This is a genomic window from Streptomyces sp. NPDC050147 (assembly GCF_040660195.1).
GTDB lineage: Bacteria > Actinomycetota > Actinomycetes > Streptomycetales > Streptomycetaceae > Streptomyces.
Map to the genome: position 1 here is coordinate 38,600 of NZ_JBFALJ010000002.1, position 19,420 is coordinate 58,019.

General features: G+C 71.0%; 18 protein-coding genes. 6 read left to right on the forward strand and 12 right to left on the reverse strand.

The window, feature by feature from the left end:
* Window positions 1–185: 185 nt before the first annotated feature.
* Window positions 186–953 carry a SigE family RNA polymerase sigma factor gene (locus AB0I94_RS03865; RefSeq protein ID WP_363307803.1) on the forward strand — a complete coding sequence of 256 codons (768 nt, stop codon included), beginning with the start codon at window positions 186–188 and terminating at the stop codon, window positions 951–953.
* Between the two features lie 180 nt (window positions 954–1,133).
* Here AB0I94_RS03865 and AB0I94_RS03870 read toward each other — a convergent pair whose 3' ends face one another.
* On the reverse strand, window positions 1,134–1,772 hold the full coding sequence (locus AB0I94_RS03870) for an ATP-binding protein (protein ID WP_363307804.1): 639 nt from the start codon (window positions 1,770–1,772) through the stop codon (window positions 1,134–1,136).
* A gap of 123 nt (window positions 1,773–1,895) precedes the next feature.
* Between AB0I94_RS03870 and AB0I94_RS03875 the strand changes: the two genes are divergently transcribed.
* Window positions 1,896–2,285, forward strand: coding sequence for a hypothetical protein (locus AB0I94_RS03875; protein ID WP_363307805.1), 390 nt, complete (start codon window positions 1,896–1,898; stop codon window positions 2,283–2,285).
* Window positions 2,286–2,373: 88 nt separating this feature from the next.
* On the opposite strand, the gene AB0I94_RS03880 is transcribed toward AB0I94_RS03875, so the two are convergent.
* Genes AB0I94_RS03880 through deoC form a run of 3 tightly spaced genes read right to left on the reverse strand, consistent with a single transcriptional unit; the run spans window position 2,374 to window position 5,704 of the window.
* A complete protein-coding gene (locus AB0I94_RS03880; protein ID WP_363307806.1) occupies window positions 2,374–3,312 on the reverse strand; it encodes an aldehyde dehydrogenase family protein in 939 nt (312 codons plus the stop codon).
* The gene (locus tag AB0I94_RS03885; protein WP_363307807.1) at window positions 3,305–4,744 is read right to left on the reverse strand and encodes an aldehyde dehydrogenase family protein; all 1,440 of its coding nucleotides are present in this window, start codon (window positions 4,742–4,744) and stop codon (window positions 3,305–3,307) included. Before AB0I94_RS03885 ends, AB0I94_RS03880 begins: the two co-directional genes overlap by 8 nt.
* A gap of 3 nt (window positions 4,745–4,747) precedes the next feature.
* Window positions 4,748–5,704: a deoxyribose-phosphate aldolase gene (deoC, locus tag AB0I94_RS03890; RefSeq protein WP_363308282.1), complete on the reverse strand. Its 957-nt coding sequence runs from the start codon at window positions 5,702–5,704 to the stop codon at window positions 4,748–4,750.
* Window positions 5,705–6,224: 520 nt separating this feature from the next.
* Between deoC and AB0I94_RS03895 the strand changes: the two genes are divergently transcribed.
* Window positions 6,225–6,875 carry a PH domain-containing protein gene (locus tag AB0I94_RS03895; RefSeq protein WP_363307808.1) on the forward strand — a complete coding sequence of 217 codons (651 nt, stop codon included), beginning with the start codon at window positions 6,225–6,227 and terminating at the stop codon, window positions 6,873–6,875.
* A 359-nt stretch (window positions 6,876–7,234) separates the two neighbouring features.
* Here AB0I94_RS03895 and AB0I94_RS03900 read toward each other — a convergent pair whose 3' ends face one another.
* The 4 genes from AB0I94_RS03900 to AB0I94_RS03915 form a co-directional block, all read right to left on the reverse strand.
* Window positions 7,235–8,485: a hypothetical protein gene (locus AB0I94_RS03900; protein WP_363307809.1), complete on the reverse strand. Its 1,251-nt coding sequence runs from the start codon at window positions 8,483–8,485 to the stop codon at window positions 7,235–7,237.
* Window positions 8,486–8,643: 158 nt separating this feature from the next.
* Complete coding sequence (locus AB0I94_RS03905; RefSeq protein ID WP_363308283.1) at window positions 8,644–10,296, reverse strand: phospho-sugar mutase; 1,653 nt, start codon at window positions 10,294–10,296, stop codon at window positions 8,644–8,646.
* Window positions 10,297–10,784: 488 nt separating this feature from the next.
* On the reverse strand, window positions 10,785–11,606 hold the full coding sequence (locus tag AB0I94_RS03910; RefSeq protein ID WP_363307810.1) for a purine-nucleoside phosphorylase: 822 nt from the start codon (window positions 11,604–11,606) through the stop codon (window positions 10,785–10,787).
* 252 nt (window positions 11,607–11,858) lie between these two features.
* Complete coding sequence (locus tag AB0I94_RS03915; RefSeq protein ID WP_160506851.1) at window positions 11,859–12,296, reverse strand: gamma-glutamylcyclotransferase; 438 nt, start codon at window positions 12,294–12,296, stop codon at window positions 11,859–11,861.
* Window positions 12,297–12,434: 138 nt separating this feature from the next.
* Here AB0I94_RS03915 and AB0I94_RS03920 point away from each other — a divergent pair, with 138 nt between their 5' ends.
* Window positions 12,435–13,883, forward strand: coding sequence for an NAD(P)H-quinone dehydrogenase (locus tag AB0I94_RS03920; RefSeq protein ID WP_363307811.1), 1,449 nt, complete (start codon window positions 12,435–12,437; stop codon window positions 13,881–13,883).
* Between the two features lie 210 nt (window positions 13,884–14,093).
* Window positions 14,094–15,071 carry a DeoR/GlpR family DNA-binding transcription regulator gene (locus AB0I94_RS03925; RefSeq protein WP_363307812.1) on the forward strand — a complete coding sequence of 326 codons (978 nt, stop codon included), beginning with the start codon at window positions 14,094–14,096 and terminating at the stop codon, window positions 15,069–15,071.
* Here AB0I94_RS03925 and AB0I94_RS03930 read toward each other — a convergent pair.
* Window positions 15,057–15,692, reverse strand: coding sequence for a TetR/AcrR family transcriptional regulator (locus tag AB0I94_RS03930; RefSeq protein ID WP_363307813.1), 636 nt, complete (start codon window positions 15,690–15,692; stop codon window positions 15,057–15,059). The genes AB0I94_RS03925 and AB0I94_RS03930 overlap by 15 nt on opposite strands.
* A 168-nt stretch (window positions 15,693–15,860) precedes the next feature.
* The gene (locus tag AB0I94_RS03935; protein WP_363307814.1) at window positions 15,861–17,636 is read right to left on the reverse strand and encodes a biotin carboxylase N-terminal domain-containing protein; all 1,776 of its coding nucleotides are present in this window, start codon (window positions 17,634–17,636) and stop codon (window positions 15,861–15,863) included.
* Between the two features lie 349 nt (window positions 17,637–17,985).
* Between AB0I94_RS03935 and AB0I94_RS03940 the strand changes: the two genes are divergently transcribed.
* Window positions 17,986–18,462 (forward strand): hypothetical protein, encoded by a 477-nt coding sequence (locus AB0I94_RS03940; RefSeq protein ID WP_363307815.1) that lies wholly within the window; start codon window positions 17,986–17,988, stop codon window positions 18,460–18,462.
* A gap of 82 nt (window positions 18,463–18,544) precedes the next feature.
* Here AB0I94_RS03940 and AB0I94_RS03945 read toward each other — a convergent pair whose 3' ends face one another.
* Together AB0I94_RS03945 and AB0I94_RS03950 are read right to left on the reverse strand one after the other, a co-directional pair.
* The gene (locus tag AB0I94_RS03945; RefSeq protein WP_363307816.1) at window positions 18,545–19,162 is read right to left on the reverse strand and encodes a nucleoside triphosphate pyrophosphatase; all 618 of its coding nucleotides are present in this window, start codon (window positions 19,160–19,162) and stop codon (window positions 18,545–18,547) included.
* A 43-nt stretch (window positions 19,163–19,205) separates the two neighbouring features.
* Window positions 19,206–19,334, reverse strand: coding sequence for a hypothetical protein (locus AB0I94_RS03950; RefSeq protein ID WP_363307817.1), 129 nt, complete (start codon window positions 19,332–19,334; stop codon window positions 19,206–19,208).
* Window positions 19,335–19,420: the final 86 nt, after the last annotated feature.

Genomic DNA, 19,420 nt, shown 5'->3' on the forward strand with positions numbered 1-19,420 from the left:
CAGTTCGACTGTTGGAGCTCCCCCAAGCCCTCAAAGAGCAGGGAGGAGCCCACATCCACACTTCTCCCCTACACATGGGAGGGCTGTTGCAGGCCTGTGACAGTCGGCGGACACCGTCATGAAGTGGGTCCGGCAGAGTTCTGGTCACACGGAAAAAGCCGGACTCCACCGACGGGGGGCGCGAGATGAACACACTGCACAGCACCAGCTCAAGCGCAGTAATCACGCGTCTCCACGACGTGATCCGGCCTGCCGAGAGGCACGAGAAGTCCGGTGCCGTGAGCGGGCGGGGGTGCGCTCGCGGCACCGGGCGTCAGCACACCGCGTACATGACGGTGGTTGACGCGTTCCCGGGGGAAACCCGCGGGGACAACGGGGGGGCTCACGGGGGAGCCGCGTACAGGGAGGACACGGGGGAGCGCACCACAGCGTCGGAGGCGGAGTTCACCGCCTACGTCCAGGAGCGTCGTGCCTCCCTGTACGCAACCGCCTATCACCTGACCGGTGACCGTTTCGAGGCCGAGGACCTGCTCCAGAGCGCCCTCTTCTCGACGTACCGGGCCTGGGACAGGATCAGCGACAAGGCCGCGGTCGGCGGGTACCTCCGCCGCACCATGACCAACCTGCACATCAGCGCCTGGCGGCGCCGCAAGCTCAACGAGTACCCCACCGAGGAGCTGCCGGAGACGGCGGGCGACACGGACGCGATGCGTGGCACCGAACTCCGTGCGGTTCTCTGGCAGGCCCTGGCCCGCCTCCCCGAACTGCAGCGGACGATGCTGGTCCTGCGTTACTACGAGGGCCGCACGGACCCGGAGATCGCGGACATCCTCGACATCAGCGTGGGCACGGTGAAGTCCAGCATCTGGCGCTCCCTGCGCCGGATGCGCGAGGACGAGGTCCTCAGCTTCGGCCGTGACCAGGAGGAGTCCTTCGGCGAGTTGGTCGCCTAGGGATCACGGGGGCCGCCGCTCCCGGGGGGAGGCGGCGGAAGCAGGGGGGACACGGGGATCACGGGGGATCCACGGGGGAAAAGTGGCGGGACCGGAAGGCCGGGGGGTCTTTCCGGTCCTTCTGCTTTGTACGGGGGCTGTGTCGAGCGGTCGCTTTACGGTGCTGTGGACCGGGCGGAGTCAAGCGGCGTCGGCGCGTGCCTTGGCGCACCGCCCGGCGGCAGCCGCCGCGAGCCGCCCCAGGGCCTCGTCCTTCCCGCAGGGGTGAGCGCCGAGCGCGGTCTGCCGGGCGACGATGGCGCGTTCGGCCCGCATCAGCCGCCACCCGCGCCGCAGCAGGAACGCCACGGACTTCCGTCCCTCGCGCAGATCCCGCAGAAGCCGCCGCCGGTAGGTGGTGGACGGCCGCCCCCGCAGACAGATCGCGTCGGCGAGCACTCCGATCTCCCGGCACCGCTCCACGATGTCCGCCGCGAAGATCCCCTCCGCGATGAACAGGGGCGTGCGCTCGATGTCCATCGCGGACTCGCCCGTACGCGAGCTGGTGGCGATGTCGTAGACGGGGACGCGCGTACGTCCCGTGCGGCACAGCTGCTCGATGGCGGCGACGGCGACGTCCGCGTCCCAGGAGTCGGGGGAGTCCCAGTCGATGTCCGCGCTGCCGGGGACCTGCGGCAGTGAAGGGTCGTCACCCTCCTTGTAGAAGTCGTCGAGGCACAGGACGGGCAGCCCGGTAAGGGCGGCGAACGACGACTTGCCTGAGCCCGAGGGGCCGGCGAGCAGCACGACTCGGGTGGATATCGGGGGATGGGAACTCACGAGAGAACAGTGTGCTGCATCGGCCCGCCCAGGCACCCCGAAGGGTAGGGCTTTGGTGCCCAGGACATCCCTCAACTACCCTGAGTGCTCATCTGATTACCCAAAAGGATAAGGGTGGCACCCATGGCACGGCACGCAACAGCCTCCAAGCACCTCTCCCGCGTCCTGCTGCGGGCGGGCCTGACGGCCACCGTCGCGGGTACGGCACTTGGTATCGGCGGCGCGGCGACGGCGAACGCCGCGCCCTCGGCTTCCGACAGTCTGCCTGCGGCCGGCGCGGGGGTGCTGGGGACGGTGGAGGAGGTCACCGCCAGTGGGCTCGGGCCCGCCAAGCAGCTGAAGCTCAACCCGCTCGCGGGTACGGGGTCCGACCCGCTGGACAACGCTGCGGGCACCCAGGTCGCAGACTTCAAGCCGGTCTCGACGGCGCCGTTGACGACCCCGCTGACCAGCGGTGGAGCGCCGGCTGACCTGCCGCTGGCCGGTCCGGCCACGGGGCTGCTGCCCGGCTAGCCGACCGGCCCGGCGGTGTGGCGAAGCCCCGGCCCTCCTGGACGGAGGAGGACCGGGGCTTCACCGTGCGAGATGGCTTCAGGTGGCCTCAGTACGAGGAGCCGGACGCGCCCAGCGAACCCGTCGGGTGCCAGACGGTCTTGGTCTCGAGGAAGGCCGTCAGGCGGTGCGTGCCCGGGTCGGCCGACCAGTCCCCAGCGTCGGAAGAGGCCGCGTTCTGCGCGTCCTTGGAAGGGCGCCGGTGGGAGGCGGTCGGGCGGACGACGCGCTTGAGGTTGTCCGCCGCGGCGACCTCCAGCTCCTTCGCCAGTACGTCGTCCTCGACGCCCGCGAGGTCGATCGCGTTCACGTCCTGGTGCGCGGCGAGCGACGGGGTGATCTCCGCCGTCCTGCCGGACAGGATGTTCACGACGCCGCCGGGCAGGTCGGAGGTGGCGAGCACCTCGCCGAGCGAGAGCGCGGGGAGCGGGGAGTTCTCGCTCGCGATCACCACGGCGGTGTTGCCCGTCGCGATCACCGGGGCGATCACCGAGACCAGGCCGAGGAACGAGGACTTCTGCGGGGCGACGACCGCCACCACGCCGGTCGGCTCGGGCGAGGAGAGGTTGAAGAAGGGGCCCGCGACCGGGTTCCCGCCGCCCACGACCTGGGCGATCTTGTCGGTCCAGCCCGCGTACCAGACCCAGCGGTCGATCGCGGCGTCCACGACCGCGGCGGCCTTGGACTTGGAAAGCCCCTCCGCCTCGGCGACCTCGCGGACGAACTGGTCCTTGCGGCCCTCCAGCATCTCCGCGACGCGGTACAGGATCTGGCCGCGCAGGTAGGCCGTCTTGCCGGCCCAGCCGCCCTGCGCCTTGCGCGCGGCGACGACCGCGTCCCGCGCGTCCTTGCGGGAGGCGAGCGGGGCGTTCGCCAGCCACGTGCCCTTTGAGTCAGTCACCTCGTACACCCGGCCGCTCTCGGAACGCGGGAACTTCCCGCCGACGTACAGCTTGTAGGTCTTCAGGACCGTGAGTCGCTCAGACATTGAGGTACGCCTCCAGGCCGTGGCGGCCGCCCTCGCGGCCGTGCCCCGATTCCTTGTAGCCGCCGAAGGGCGAGGTCGGGTCGAACTTGTTGAACGTGTTGGCCCAGACGACGCCCGCACGGAGCTGCTCGGCGACCGCGAGGATGCGCGAGCCCTTCTCCGTCCAGATGCCGGCGGAGAGGCCGTACTGGGTGTTGTTGGCCTTGGCGACGGCCTCTTCCGGGGTGCGGAAGGTCAGCACCGAGAGCACCGGGCCGAAGATCTCGTCGCGCGCGACGGTGTGCGCCTGCGTGACGTTCGTGAAGAGCGTCGGCGCGAACCAGTAGCCGGCGGAGGGCAGTTCGCACGGGGCGGACCAGCGCTCGGCGCCCTCGGCCTCACCGGTCTCGGTCAGGGCCTTGATCCGGGCGAGCTGCTCGGCGGAGTTGATGGCGCCGATGTCCGTGTTCTTGTCCAGCGGGTCGCCGAGGCGCAGCGTGGTCAGGCGCCGCTTCAGCGCGTCGAGCACCTCGTCGTGGACCGACTCCTGTACGAGGAGGCGCGATCCGGCGCAGCAGACCTGGCCCTGGTTGAAGAAGATGCCGGTGACGATGCCCTCGACGGCCTGGTCGATCGGGGCGTCGTCGAAGACGATGTTCGCGCCCTTGCCGCCCAGTTCGAGCGTGACCTTCTTGTCCGTGCCCGCGACCTGGCGTGCGATGGCCTTGCCGACGGCGGTCGAGCCGGTGAAGGCGACCTTGTTCACGTCCGGGTGGGCGGTGAGGGCCGCGCCCGCGTCGCCGTACCCGGGAAGGATGTTGACGACGCCCTTGGGCAGGCCCGCCTGACGGCAGATGTCCGCGAAGAAGAGCGCGGAGAGCGGCGTCGTCTCGGCGGGCTTCAGGACGACCGTGTTGCCGGTCGCGAGAGCCGGGGCGATCTTCCAGGCGAGCATCAGGAGCGGGAAGTTCCAGGGGATGACCTGGCCCGCGACGCCGAGGGGCTGCGGGCCCGCGCCGTACCCCGCGTGGTCGAGCTTGTCGGCCCAGCCCGCGTAGTAGAAGAAGTGCGCGGCGACCAGGGGGAGGTCGGCGTCGCGCGTCTCCTTGATGGGCTTTCCGTTGTCGAGGGTCTCCAGGACGGCCAGTTCGCGGCTGCGCTCCTGGATGATCCGGGCGATGCGGAAGAGGTACTTGGCGCGCTCGGCGCCCGGCAGCGCCGACCACTTCTCGAAGGCCCTGCGGGCGGCCTTGACCGCGCGGTCGACGTCTTCGGACGACGCCTGCGCGACTTCGGAGAGGACCTCTTCGGTGGAGGGCGAGACGGTCTTGAAGACCTTGCCGTCCGCGGCCTCCACGAACTCGCCGTCGATGAACAGGCCGTACGACGGCGCGATGTCGACGACGGAGCGGGACTCCGGAGCGGGTGCGTACTCAAAGGGCGTGGAAGTCATAGGTCAGTCCACCGTGACGTAGTCGGGGCCGGAGTAGCGGCCCGTGGCCAGCTTCTGGCGCTGCATCAGCAGGTCGTTGAGGAGTGATGAGGCGCCGAAGCGGAACCAGTGGTTGTCCAGCCAGTCCGCGCCCGCGGTCTCGTTCACCAGGACGAGGAACTTGATCGCGTCCTTGGTGGTGCGGATGCCGCCCGCGGGCTTCACGCCGACCTGTACCCCGGTCTGCTCACGGAAGTCGCGTACGGCCTCCAGCATCAGGAGGGTGTTCGCGGGGGTGGCGTTGACGCCGACCTTGCCGGTCGAGGTCTTGATGAAGTCCGCGCCCGCGAGCATGCCGATCCAGGAGGCGCGCCGGATGTTGTCGTACGTGGACAGCTCGCCGGTCTCGAAGATGACCTTGAGCCGAGCCTCGCCACAGGTTTCCTTGACGGCGCGGATCTGCTCGAACACGGTCATGTAGTCGCCGGTGAGGAAGGCGCCGCGGTCGATGACCATGTCGATCTCGTCGGCACCCGCCGCGACGGCCTCACGGACGTCGCCGAGCTTCACGTCGATGGCGGCGCGGCCCGCGGGGAAGGCGGTCGCGACGGACGCGACCTTGACACCGCTGTCGCCGACGGCCTCCTTGGCGGTGGCCACCATGTCCGGATAGACGCAGACCGCGGCGGTCTTCGGCGTGCCGCGGTCGGTCGGATCGGGGTTCACGGCCTTCGCGCCGAGCGCCCGGACCTTGCCCGGGGTGTCGGCGCCCTCCAGCGTCGTCAGGTCGATCATCGAGATGGCGAGATCGATGGCGTACGCCTTCGCCGTCGTCTTGATCGAACGAGTGCCGAGCGCTGAGGCACGTGCCTCCAGGCCGACCGTGTCGACGCCGGGCAGCCCGTGGAGGAAGCGGCGCAGCGTGCGGTCCGACGCTGTGGCCTCCGCGAGCGGGTGTGCAGGTACGGATGCAGTGGGCATGGTCACGAGGGGAGCATATCTACGCGCGTAGCGGCTGTACAGGGGGCGGGTCGGAGTGGACCCGCGGGGCCCGGGGCAGGCCGTGGCGGGCCTGCGAACGGACCGGGGGACGGACGCCCCGGCGACGGACCGAGGGGGGACGGTCCTGCGGTGGACCCGGGGCGGCCTCGCGGTGGACCAGAGGCCGGGGCCCTGCGGACCCGGGCGGCTCCGTGGTGGCGCCGGGGCCGCTCCCGCCACGGCTCGGGGGGCACCCGTGATGGACCCGAAGCGGCCTCCACGCGGACGGGGGTCCTCGGAGGATCAGGGGTGGCCCGCCGCGGTGACCGGGGTGGGCCGACGGGCTTGTGAACGGGCTTGGGGACGGACGCTCTGCGATGAACCGGGGGCCCTCCGACGGAGCGAGGGGGGGAGGCGGTCCCTGCGGAGGATCTGCGGCGGGCGGCCCGCGGCGGGCCGGGGGCGGCCCTGCGACGGCCCCGGGGCGGCCCCGCGGCGGACCTCAGGCAGAATCAGGGGTATGACCGACCCCCAGCCCTCCGTGGCGGAGCCCGAGTACAAGGACCGGACCTACCGGTCGACCGGCGGTATCGCCGGAGGCGTCCTGCTGCTCGCCCTCGGCGGCTGGCTCGGCATCGACGCGATGATCCGGGGGGAAGGCCGCACCCCGTGGCTCGCGCTCGCCGGGCTGCTCCTGGCGGTGCCGCTCGTCGTCGCCTTCACCCTGCGCCCCGCCGTGTACGCCAACGACGACCGGCTGCGCATCCGCAACCCCTTCCGGACGATCACGCTGCCGTGGGCATCCGTCTCCGGGCTGCGTTCCGGGTACTCGAACGAGGTCTTCACCCAGTCCGGCACCAAGTACCAGCTCTGGGCCATCCCGGTCTCCCTCCGTGGCCGCAAGAAGGCCGCACGGAGGAAGTCGCAGGGCGCGGCCGCCGGTGACCCGAGCGTCGGCGGCCCGGGCCTCCGTTCTTCGCTGAGGCCCGGCCAGCCGGCGCCCGTGCGCGCCGCCAGTGACCAGATCATGGACGACCTGCGCGACCTGTCCGAGCAGCGCGCCGGCGCGGAGTCCGCGCAGGGCGAGCCCAAAGTCCGGTGGGGCTACGAGATCCTCGCGCCTGCCGTGGCCGGGGCGGTACTGCTCGCGGTACTGCTGGCGATCGGTTAGGGGCTAGGGGCTAGGAGCGCTGCTCGCCGTTGACACGGGGGCGGGTGTGCTGCTCGCCGTTGGCCCGGCATGTGTGCTGCTTGCCGTCGGCCAGTGGCTGGGAGTGCTGCTCGTCGTCGGCCGGGGGTAAGGAGTGCTGCTCATCGTCGGCCGGCAGGTAGGAGGTGCTGCTCGCCGTCGGCCAAGGGATAGGTGCGCTGCTTGTCCTGGTCCGGGAGGCGGGTGTGCTGCTCGTCGGTGGCCAGTGGGGTGGCAGCTGTGGTGCTCTTGTCGGGCAGGCGAAAGCCGGTGTGCTGCTCGCCGTTCGCCAGCGGGTGAGAGTGCTGTCTGCCGTCGGCAGCGGGAGCGCCTTCGCGCCCTTACGGCGGGCCCGACCACGCCAGCAGCATGTGGCCTCCGAACGCCGCCGACGTCACCGCCGCGGTCAGCATCACCGTCACTGCGACATGCGTCCGCGCGCGGGCCAGCGCCGCCGCGAGCGGCAGCAGCAGGGGAAAGCCGGGGAGCAGGAAGCGGGCCCGGGGGAAGTAGACCCCCTCGCTGCCGAGCACGATCAGCAGCAGCAGGCCCGTGAAGACCAGCAGCGGCAACGGCTGCCGGTCACCCACCGACAGGACGAACAGCACCGCCGACGCGAGCAGCGTGGCAGTCACCATCATCAGAAACAGCTGCGGCCGCTGCACGGAAAGCAGGTCCCGCACGGTCCGCAGGGTTCCCACCCCGCCGTCCCACTCGTTGTGCCACAGCTTCTGTACGGCGAAGTAACCGTCCCAGCGGCCGAGCCGAAATCCCACCCAGCCGACGTACGAGAGCCAGCCGAGTGGGGCCACCAGGGCGCCCACGAGCGTGCGTACGCGGTCGGTGCCGCCCCCCGCTCGGCACGTGCGCCACAGCGCGAGCAGCGCCGTCAGGGAGACCGCCGCCGCGAGCGCCACACCCGTGGGGCGCGTCAGGCCCGCGAGCGCGGCCAGTGAGCCCGCCCAGAGCCAGCGGCCGGTGAGCACGGCGTACAGCGCCCACGCGGTGAGCGCCGTGAAGAGCGACTCCGTGTAGCCCATCCACTGCACGAGCGCGACGGGCAGCGAACCCCAGAGCGCGGCGAGCAGGACGCCCGCCCTGCGCCCGTACAGGTGGTCGCCCACCGCGAAGATCCCCCACGCCGCGAGGAACGAGCAGACGACGGCGATCGCGAGCCCCACGGCCCCGCGCGGCTCCGGGACGAGCAGACTGCCCGCCCTGATGAGCAGGGACTGCAGCGGGAAGAAGGCGAGGTTGTTCGCGTCCACCTGGGTGCCCAGGGTGTTCGCGTATCCCTCGTCGGCGATCTTCAGATACCAGTCGCAGTCCCACGACTCCGCCAGCAGATGCCAGACGTCGCGCCGTTCCCCGCGCGCCCAGAGGGCGAAGACCACCGCGCCGAAGACGCGTACGGCGGCGTACGCGAGGAGTGCGGGCGCCGCGTGCCGCAGGGCGCGAGCGCCGCGTGCGGGGCGGCCCGGGGAGCGGACCGGGACACGATGGTGGGGCCGGCGGGACGGGGCGACGATCCGGGGCGTGGCGGCGGACGCCGGTGCGGTCGAGGTGGTCTCAGGGGTCGGTCCGTACGGCACTGCGGCAGCTCCTGGAACGTGATCATGCGCTGCCGGTCACCCTTCCTGGGGGACCGACAGCGCACCGGATCACTGCGGCAGTCGCACCGGCCTAACCACCCGGACGGGTGGGGTGGCGGCTCCGTGACCACCCGCCTCGGCCACCGCCTCGGGCGCCGCTAGATGCCGGCGGCCGCGGACAGGTCGCGCTTGATCGCCGTGAGGAAGTCCGTCGCCTCGGTGCGGGCGGCAGGCAGACCGTCCTTCGCCGAAACCGGGACCACCACCTCCAGGTAGCACTTCAGCTTCGGCTCCGTGCCGCTCGGGCGCACGATGACGCGGGCGCCGTCGAGCGTGTAGCGCAGGCCGTCCGTGGGCGGCAGCGTGTCGGTGCCTCGCGTCAGGTCCTCGGCCTTCACCACGGGCAGGCCCGCGAGAGCCGTCGGCGGCTGCTCCCGCAGCCGCCGCATCGCGTCCGCGATCACGGAGAGGTCCTCCACACGGACCGAAAGCTGGTCGGTGGCGTGCAGACCGTGCTCCACGGCCAGGTCGTCCAGCAGGTCGATGAGCGTGCGGCCCTGCTCCTTGAGCTCGGACGCCAGCTCCGTGAGCAGGAGCGCCGCCGTGATGCCGTCCTTGTCGCGTACGCCTTCGGGGTCCACGCAGTAGCCGAGGGCCTCTTCATAGCCGTAACGCAGGCCGTCCACGCGGGCGATCCACTTGAAGCCGGTGAGGGTCTCCTCGTACGGGAGCCCCGCCTTTTCCGCGATCCGCCCGAGCAGGGACGAGGAGACGATCGACTCGGCGAACGTGCCGCGGGCGCCCCGGCGTACGAGGTGGGCCGCGAGGAGCGCGCCCACTTCATCGCCCCGGAGCATGCGCCAGTCGGCGCCGTCCGGGCCGCCCGGACCGTCCTTGACGGCCGCGGCGCAGCGGTCCGCGTCCGGGTCGTTGGCGATGATCAGGTCCGGGTCCACCTCGCGGGCCTTCGCGAAGGAGAGGTCCATCGCGCCCGGCTCCTCCGGGTTGGGGAACGCGACCGTGGGGAAGTCCGGGTCGGGCTCCGCCTGTTCGGCGACGAGCGCCGGGGCGGGGAATCCCGCCCGCTCGAACGCCGCGAGGAGGGTCTCCTTGCCGACGCCGTGCATCGCCGTGTAGACGGTGCGGGCGGTGCGGGGGGAATCGGGGGACAGGACGGCGTCCGTGCGGGCCAGGTAGGCGTCCAGGACGTCGTCGTTGAGGGTCTGCCAGCCGGACTCCGGGCGGGGGACGTCGTGGAGGGAGGCCACCGCGTCGATCTGCGCCGCGATCTCCGCGTCCGCGGGCGGCACGATCTGGGAGCCGTCGCCCAGGTAGACCTTGTAGCCGTTGTCCCGCGGGGGGTTGTGGCTCGCCGTCACCTCCACGCCCGCGACGGCACCGAGGTGCCTTATGGCGAAGGCGAGTACGGGGGTGGGGAGCGGGCGGGGGAGCACCGCCGCCCTGAGTCCGGCACCGGTCATGACGGCGGCGGTGTCGCGCGCGAAGTCCGCGGACTTGTGGCGGGCGTCGTACCCGATGACCACCAGGCCGTCTGTCTCGCCCTTGGACTTCAAGTACGCGGCGAGGCCTGCTGCCGCGCGGATGACGACGGAGCGGTTCATGCGCATGGGGCCCGCGCCGAGTTCGCCGCGGAGGCCGGCGGTGCCGAACTGGAGGGTGCCGCTGAAGCGGGCGGTCAGCTCTTCGGTGTCCGCGGTGTCGATGAGCTTCGCGAGTTCCTCGCGGGTCTCGGGGTCCGGGTCCTCGGCCTGCCAGGCCTGGGCGCGTGCGATGAGTTCGGAGTCGTCCAGCACGGTTCTTCAGCCTCTCGTATGCGGGGTTCTGGTGCGGGTCCGGGTATGCCTACCCGGAGCCTCGGGGTTGCTTGTTCCCGTGCCGGGGGCGTCTTGCCGGTGGGGCCCGGTGGGGCGTTCCTGTGCCGCCGCTTCGCGGCGGATCTCTCCCGCCCACCCACCCGATCACCCCGCGGCGAAAAGGGCTCGTGCGCCCCCCGACGCTCCGGGGCAATCGGGCGGGTGGGCGGGAAAGCCCGTGCGGCAACGGGCGACGCTCCAGGGCAATCGGGCGGGTGGGTGGGAGAGCCTGTGCGGCAACGGCGCTACGGGCCCACCGACCCGCAGTGCAGGCACGTCCCACCCACCAGAAGCCCCCCCGCCGGGCAAGGCGCGCCCGCCGGGCAAGGCACCCCCCGGCAAGGCGCCCCGCCAGGCAAGGCGGCCCCACCACGCAAGGCGCCCCGCCAGACAAGGCGCCCCGCCAGACAACGCCCCCGGTAAAACTAGATACGCCCCAGAACCTGGCCCAGCAGCTCGCCCATGCGGGTGGCGCTGTCCCGGCCCGCCTGGAGGACCTCCTCGTGGTTCAGCGGCTCACCCGTCATGCCCGCGGCGAGGTTCGTGACCAGGGAGATGCCGAGCACCTCCGCGCCGGCCTCGCGCGCGGCGATCGCCTCGAGGACCGTCGACATGCCCACCAGGTCCGCACCGATCGTGCGGGCCATGCGGATCTCCGCCGGAGTCTCGTAGTGCGGGCCGGGGAACTGCGCGTAGACGCCCTCTTCGAGGGAGGGGTCGATCTCCTTGCAGAGGGCGCGCAGCCGGGGGGAGTACAGGTCCGTGAGGTCCACGAAGTTCGCGCCGACGATCGGCGACGTGGCCGTCAGGTTCAGGTGATCGCTGATCAGGACCGGCTGACCGGGACGCATGCCCTCGCGCAGACCGCCGCAGCCGTTCGTCAGCACGATCGTCTTGCAGCCCGCGGCCACGGCCGTACGCACGCCGTGCGCGACGGCGGCGACGCCACGGCCCTCGTAATAGTGGGTGCGGCCCAGGAAGACGAGGGCCCGCTTGTCACCGATCTTGAAGGAGCGGATGCGGCCGCCGTGTCCCTGGACCGCCGGCATCGGGAAGCCGGGCAGGTCGGTGACGGCGAACTCCGCGTCGGGCTCGCCGAGCGCGTCCACGGCCGGTGCCCAGCCGGAGCCCATCACAAGGGCCACGTCGTGGGTGTCGGCACCCGTCAGCTCACGCAGGCGCGTGGCGGCGGCGTCGGCGGCGGCGTAGGGGTCGCCCTGGTCGTCCGAAATAACTGAAGCGTTCACGCGGACGAGAGTAGCCGCTCTCGCCCTACGCGCGTAGATGACGATGCTCACGGGATTCGGATCGTTGTCTTGTCGTTTCCGACGAGAGCCCTGCCGAAGGCCGCGCGGGTGCCTCGCGGAGTCCCCGCCAGGCCCCCGGAGACCGTGCGAAGTCCGGCGAAGGTGCCGCCGACGTCCGTCAAAGGGTGGGGAGAGTTCAGAAGGGTGGGGAGTTCAGACAGAGATCCGCTGCCCGCCCAGCCGGCCCCGCCCCTAACAAGGCCGCTTGCGGAGTTCCATCACGTAGTCGTGGGGCGCCCCCGCGGTCTCCGCCGCGTCGGCCAGCTCCCCCAGATAGCGCGCTGACGGCAGGCCGCCCTCGTAACCATTGAGGACGTACACCCAGGCGGGTTCCTCGCCGTCCAGGGTGTGCACGCGCACGCGCATCCTGCGGTAGACGTCGAGCCCCACGCCCTCCCAGCGGTCCAGCGAGTCCTCGTCCATGGGGGCGACGTCGTAGAGCGTGACGAAGACCTGCGAACGCGGCGCCTCGACGATGGTGGCCAGCGCGCCCTCCCACCCCATGTGCTCCCCGCCGAACGTCAGCCGCCAGCCGTTCAGCCAGCCCGTCTGGCGCAGCGGCGAGTGCGGGGCGCGGCGTGACATGAGCCGCGGATCCAGATTGCCGGCGTACGCGGCGTAGAGCGACATGGGGTCGAGGGTACGGCAGGCGACACGTGCGTCCCTCCGGTAACGGAAGTGCCCTTCTTGTAGGAAGAACGGCCGGGTCGCGGGCAGAACGGCCCGGATGGAGCCCCCGGGGCGAAGCACCTTGAAGCGTGCGGGACAATGGAGTACGTGACTCGGATCGTGATCATTGGCGGCGGACCCGGCGGATACGAGGCGGCACTCGTTGCCGCCCAGCTCGGCGCGGAGGTGACCGTCGTCGACTGCGACGGTCTGGGCGGGGCGTCGGTGCTCACCGACTGCGTCCCGTCCAAGACTCTGATCGCCACGGCCGAGGTGATGACCACCTTCGACTCCTCGTACGAGGAGCTCGGCATCATCGTCGCGGACGACACCCCGCACATCGACAGCCCAGCCCGCGTCGTCGGCGTGGACCTCGGCAAGGTCAACCGCCGCGTGAAGCGCCTCGCGCTCGCGCAGTCCCACGACATCACCGCGTCCGTCACGCGTGCGGGCGCGCGCGTGCTGCGCGGCCGTGGCCGTCTGGAGGGGCAGCAGGACACCGACGGCTCGCGCAAGGTCATCGTGCGCGCGGCCGACGGGACCGAAGAGACGCTCGTGGCCGACGCCGTGCTCATCGCGACCGGCGGGCACCCGCGCGAGGTTCCCGACGCGCTGCCCGACGGCGAGCGGATCCTCAACTGGACGCAGGTGTACGACCTGGACGAGCTCCCCGAGGAGCTCATCGTGGTCGGCTCGGGTGTCACCGGCGCCGAGTTCGCCGGTGCGTACCAGGCGCTCGGGTCGAACGTCACGCTCGTGTCGAGCCGCGACCGCGTGCTGCCCGGCGAGGACCCGGACGCCGCCGCCGTCCTGGAGGACGTCTTCCGGCGCCGCGGCATGAACGTCATGTCGCGCTCCCGCGCCGCCTCCGCCAAGCGCGTGGGCGACCGCGTGGAGGTGACGCTCGCCGATGGCCGCGTCATCTCCGGTACGCACTGTCTGATGGCCGTGGGTGCCATCCCCAACAGCAGCGGCATGGGCCTGGAGGAGGCCGGGGTCAAGCTCAAGGACTCCGGGCACATCTGGACCGACAGGGTGTCGCGCACGTCCGCGCCGGGTGTGTACGCCGCCGGTGACGTGACCGGCATCTTCGCGCTGGCCTCCGTCGCCGCCATGCAGGGGCGCATCGCGATGTACCACTTCCTGGGCGACGCGGTGACGCCGCTGAACCTGAAGACCGTGTCGTCGAACGTCTTCACCGACCCCGAGATCGCGACCGTCGGCTACAGCCAGTCCGACGTGGACACCGGCAAGATCGACGCCCGCGTCGTCAAGCTGCCGCTGTTGCGCAACCCGCGCGCGAAGATGCAGGGCATTCGCGACGGCTTCGTCAAGATCTTCTGCCGTCCGGGTACGGGCATCGTGGTGGGCGGTGTGGTCGTCGCACCGCGCGCCTCGGAACTGATCCACCCCATCTCGATCGCGGTCGACAACAATCTGACGGTCGAGCAGATCGCGAATGCGTTCACCGTGTATCCATCCCTTTCGGGCTCGATCGCCGAGGTCGCGCGTCAACTCCACACGCGGAAGTCGGCGGGCGAAGCCTGATCGCGGAACGATCGTCGGTTGAACGCCGAATGATCGGGATCGGTCCGGGGTAACAACCCCGCGCAGGTCACGGGCTGTTGTCGCCCATTCGCCCGGCATAGGCGGGGTGAGTAGGCACCTATACCACCTCACGCCCTGCCGTGCGAACAACTTCTGTAATTCGGCGCAAACTGCTGAAAGCAGACGGTCGTTGGGGTTACTGTCAGTTTCGTGTTCGCTGCAGAACGTCGCCAATTGATCCTCGAAATGGTGCGGGCCAACGGAGCTGTATCGCTCCGGGAGCTCGCCCGCGTCGTCCAGACCTCCGAAGTGACCGTACGGCGGGACGTGCGCGCGCTGGAGGCAGAAGGACTCCTCGACCGCCGACATGGCGGTGCGGTATTGCCGGGCGGATTCACGCGGGAGTCCGGCTTTCCGCAGAAATCACATCTCGCGACCGCCGAGAAGACGGCCATCGCCGATCTCGCGGCGGGACTCGTAGAAGAAGGCGAAGCCATCGTCGTCGGGGCGGGTACGACCACGCAGGAGCTGGCCCGACGGCTCGCGCGGGTGCCCGGTCTGACCGTCGTCACCAATTCCCTCTTGGTGGCACAGGCGCTGGCCCATGCCAACCGCGTCGAGGTCGTCATGACCGGCGGCACCCTGCGCGGTTCCAACTACGCGCTCGTGGGCAGCGGGGCCGAACAGTCCCTGCAGGGCCTGCGGGTCTCGCGCGCCTTCCTGTCGGGCAGTGGTCTGACCGCCGAGCGCGGGCTCTCCACGTCCAACATGCTCTCGGCGAGCGTGGACCGTGCGCTCGTCCAGGCCGCGGCCGAGGTCGTGGTCCTCGCCGACCACACCAAGCTCGGCACCGACACGATGTTCCAGACGGTGCCGACGGACGTCATCACCCGCCTGGTCACGGACGAACCGCCCACGCACGACGACCGTGCGGCCACCGAACTGCAGGCCCTCGCCGATCAGGGCGTGCAGATCGCTGTCGCGGGCGGGGCCGCGAGCCCGGGCTCCGGACCAGGGGTGGATTCCGTCCCGGCGCGGCAGGCGCGCCGGGACGTGCCACTGCCGGGGCAGCGTCGTAACCACGGCGGTCACGGGGCGGGCCCCGGGGCGCAGTTGCGCAGTGCGGTCCTCGGGGAGCAGCAGCCCGGGGAGCGGGCCGCGCGAGTGGCGGATCTACGCCGCCGCTGAACCGGCCGTGCCCGTACGGCAGTCTTCGGGTGCCGATCCATCGGCCTTCAGGCCGCGCAGGGTCAGCATCAGGAGGCGGTCGGCCAACTCGGGCTCGTCGGGGGTCTCTTCGGCGGCCAGCGCGATCGCGTTGGTCAGCTGCAGCAGATCGCCGATCGACACACCGGGGCGTACGGCACCGGCCTGCTGTGCCCGCACGAGCAGGGCCGTGCCCGCCTCACGCATGGGCCTGCTGCATCGGGAGAGTGCCGAACTGTCGTCGTGGGACGCCGACATGAGGGCGCGGGAGAGCCCGCGGTACTCACCCGCATGAGTGATGATGGCGCGGAGCCAGGTCACCAGGGCCGAGCAGGGCTGCGGATCTTCGAGCAGCGCGCGGGACCGGTCAAGGAGGTCGCTCACCGCCTCTTCGAAGACGGCGCTCATCAGGGCGTGACGGTTGGGGAAGTGGCGGTAGAGGGTGCCGATGCCTACGTTCGCGTGGCGGGCGATGTCTTCCAGCGAGGCATCCGTGCCGTGCTCCGCGAAGGCGGCGCGGGCCTCTGCGAGGAGCCGAAGGTAGTTACGGCGCGCGTCGGCACGCATGGCCCGTGCGGGCTGCGGTTCCGTGCCGGTGCTCATCGCCCTGGTCCTCCCTGAACGTCGGTGTACCTCAAGGATGCCTGACTCAAGGATGCCTGATCGGCTCCGCCCGGTCTGCGCACCGTCGATCACCGGCTTCGCCGCTGAATACTTCGCTGGCCGGGCTGGATGCTCCAGCCCGGCCAGCGTATAAGCAACGCTCCGCGGTCAGTCCTTGATCTCGCAGATGACCGCGCCGGAGGTCAGGCTCGCGCCCACCTCCGCCGTGAGGCCCTTGATCGTGCCCGAGCGGTGTGCGTTCAGGGGCTGTTCCATCTTCATGGCCTCCAGGACGACGACCAGGTCGCCCTCCTGCACCTCCTGGCCCTCCTCGACAGCGATCTTGACGATCGTGCCCTGCATGGGGGACGCCAGGGTGTCACCGGAGGCCGCCGGACCCGACTTCTTCGCCGCGCGGCGCTTGGGGCGGGCCCCGCCCGCCGCGGCCGTGCGGGCGATGGTCATGCCCAGCGAGGAGGGCAACGAGACCTCGAGGCGCTTGCCGCCGACCTCGACGACCACCGTCTCGCGGCCCGGCTCCTCGTCCGTCTCCGCGTCGGCCGCCGGGGCGGCGAACGCGGGGATCTCGTTGACGAACTCGGTCTCGATCCAGCGGGTGTGGACCGTGAACGGGTCCGTGGAGCCGGTCAGTTCGGGGGCGAAGGCCGGGTCCTTGACGACCGCGCGGTGGAACGGGATGGCCGTGGCCATGCCCTCCACGTTGAACTCCTCAAGGGCGCGTGCGGCCCGCTGCAGGGCCTGCTGACGCGTGGCGCCGGACACGATCAGCTTGGCGAGGAGCGAGTCCCATGCCGGGCCGATGACGCTGCCGGACTCCACGCCCGCGTCCAGGCGCACGCCCGGACCCGACGGCGGGGCGAAGGTGGTGACGGTGCCGGGCGCCGGCAGGAAGCCGCGGCCCGGGTCCTCGCCGTTGATGCGGAACTCGAAGGAGTGACCCCGCATCTCGGGGTCGCCGTAACCCAGTTCCTCACCGTCGGCGATGCGGAACATCTCGCGGACCAGGTCGATGCCGGTGATCTCTTCGGTGACCGGGTGCTCCACCTGGAGACGGGTGTTGACCTCCAGGAAGGAGATCGTGCCGTCGGTGCCGACGAGGAACTCGACGGTGCCCGCGCCCTCGTAGCGGGCTTCCTTCAGGATCGCCTTCGACGCCGCGTACAGCTCGGCGTTCTGGGCCTCGCTCAGGAACGGCGCGGGCGCCTCCTCCACCAGCTTCTGGTGGCGGCGCTGGAGCGAGCAGTCACGGGTCGACACGACGACCACGTTGCCGTGCTTGTCGGCCAGGCACTGGGTCTCCACGTGCCGCGGCTTGTCGAGGTAGCGCTCCACGAAGCACTCGCCGCGGCCGAAGGCGGCGACGGCCTCGCGCACCGCGGAGTCGTACAGCTCGGGCACCTCTTCGAGGGTCCGGGCCACCTTCAGACCGCGTCCGCCGCCACCGAAGGCGGCCTTGATCGCGATCGGCAGGCCGTGCTCCTCGGCGAAGGCCACGACCTCGTCGGAACCGCTGACGGGATCCGGCGTACCGGCCACCAGCGGGGCGCCCGCGCGCTGCGCGATGTGCCGCGCGGCGACCTTGTCACCGAGGTCACGGATGGCTTGCGGCGGCGGGCCGATCCAGATCAGGCCCGCGTCCAGGACGGCCTGCGCGAAGTCGGCGTTCTCCGAAAGGAAGCCATAGCCGGGGTGGACCGCGTCCGCCCCCGCGTCCTTGGCCGCTGCCAGCACCTTGGAAATGTCCAGGTAGCTGGTGGCCGGAGTGTCACCGCCCAGCGCGAACGCCTCATCTGCCGCACGTACATGCAGAGCGTCCCGGTCAGGATCTGCGTAGACGGCTACGCTCGCGATCCCTGCATCCCGGCATGCCCGAGCAACGCGGACAGCGATTTCGCCACGGTTGGCGATGAGCACTTTGCGCACGATGGCTCCCTCCTTGAAACAAGCCGAGTTTAGGGACTGCCGACACGACCTTTCGACCCGTCCCCAATGGTGAGCTTGCCCACACGGAGCGTGATCCGGGGCCTGCCCGTCCGCGAAATCCCTTGTCGCACCACGGTACGCAGGGTCCTTTCCGGGCAGACTAACGCGCCGATGTGGTCAAGGTCTCTGTGAGAGCGTGCTGCGGCAGGGGGTCAATCTTTGTGGAGTCCCTACGAATGGCCCAATGATTCTCTGCCTTCGGCGGAGCTCTTGTCCCCCGGTTTACCCGTTAGTAGCGTTCACGATGTCTGGCACGTACTGGCGGTAACAGTGGAAGAGGTGGGGCGCCGTGGCGCGTAGACCGGTTGCCTTCGTGGGCGCGATCGTACTTCTGGTGGAGGCGGTCGGCATCGCCCTTCTCAACTGGTTCCTCGGCCTTGTCGTGAATAAGCAGGACATGTCCCTAGCGGGCCTCGACCCGCACGCGATGTCCGTGTCGACCTGGATCGCGGGCGGCGTCTTCGGCCTCTACCTCGCGCTGTGCGGCGGCGTCTTGGCGCGCTCGGCGGTCAGCGACCGCGCGCCGGGCCGCTTCGGCAGGCTGCTGCTGATCAGCGCCGCCGTGGTGCACGGGCTGCTCGGGGCGTTCTCGGTCGGCCTGGTCGGCTGGCCCGCCTTCGTCCTCATGATGGTCGTGCTCGGCCTGATCGTCCTGACGCTCGTGGCGTACGACAAGAAGCCCGACGGGGTCACTGACCAGCCGCGCACCGGCAACGGGGCAGCGGGCGGCGGCGCGCCGGAGAACGGCGCCCCACAGCCGGCCTGAGCTTTCCTGGGCCCGCCTGAGCCCTCATGGGTTCTCCTGGGCGCTCATGGGCTCTCCTGGGCCCCTGCCCGCGACCCGGGGCCTACTTCGCCCACAACTCCGTGATGCCGACGCCCAGTTCGGACAGCAGGCGGCGGAGCAGCGGCAGCGAGAGGCCGATGACGTTGCCGTGGTCGCCCTCGATCGAGTCGACGAAGGGGGCCGAGCGGCCGTCGAGGGTGAACGCGCCCGCCACGTGCAGGGGTTCGCCGCTCGCCACGTACGCGGCGATCTCCTCGTCCGACGGCTCGCCGAAGCGGACGACGGTCGACGCGACCGCCGACACATGGCGTCCCGCCACGGTGTCGTACACGCAGTGGCCGGTCTGCAGGACGCCCGCGCGCCCGCGCATGGACTTCCAGCGGGCCGTGGCCTCCTCCGCGTCGGCGGGCTTGCCGAGCGCCTGACCGTCCAGTTCCAGGACGGAGTCGCAGCCGACGACCAGGGCGCCCTTGGCGTCCGGGCGCGCCGAGACGACCGACGCCTTGGCCTCGGCGAGGGCCAGGGCGAGCTCGGCGGGGGTCGGTGCGGAGATCGCGTCCTCGTCCACCCCGCTGACGATCACCTCGGGGGCGAGACCGGCCTGGCGCAGGAGGCCGAGCCGGGCGGGGGACTTGGAGGCGAGGACGAGACGGCGGGGCTGTCGTGGCTGATCACTCATACGGTCAGGTTAGCGAGCCGCGGAGGGTGCCCCGGCGGACGTCTCAGTGGATGCCCAGGACGAACATCGCGACGATCATGGCCAGGGCGAGGACGAGTCCCGCACGGCGCATCTTCGCCTGCATCTCCCGCATGTCCTTCGGAGGCTTGTCCTCCGGATCCGACCACAGCATGTTTTCGATACTGCGCGCGGTGACGGCGGGGGGGGGGGGGGGGGGTACTAAGGCCCGCCCCCCCCCCCCCGCCCAGTCGACTGGGG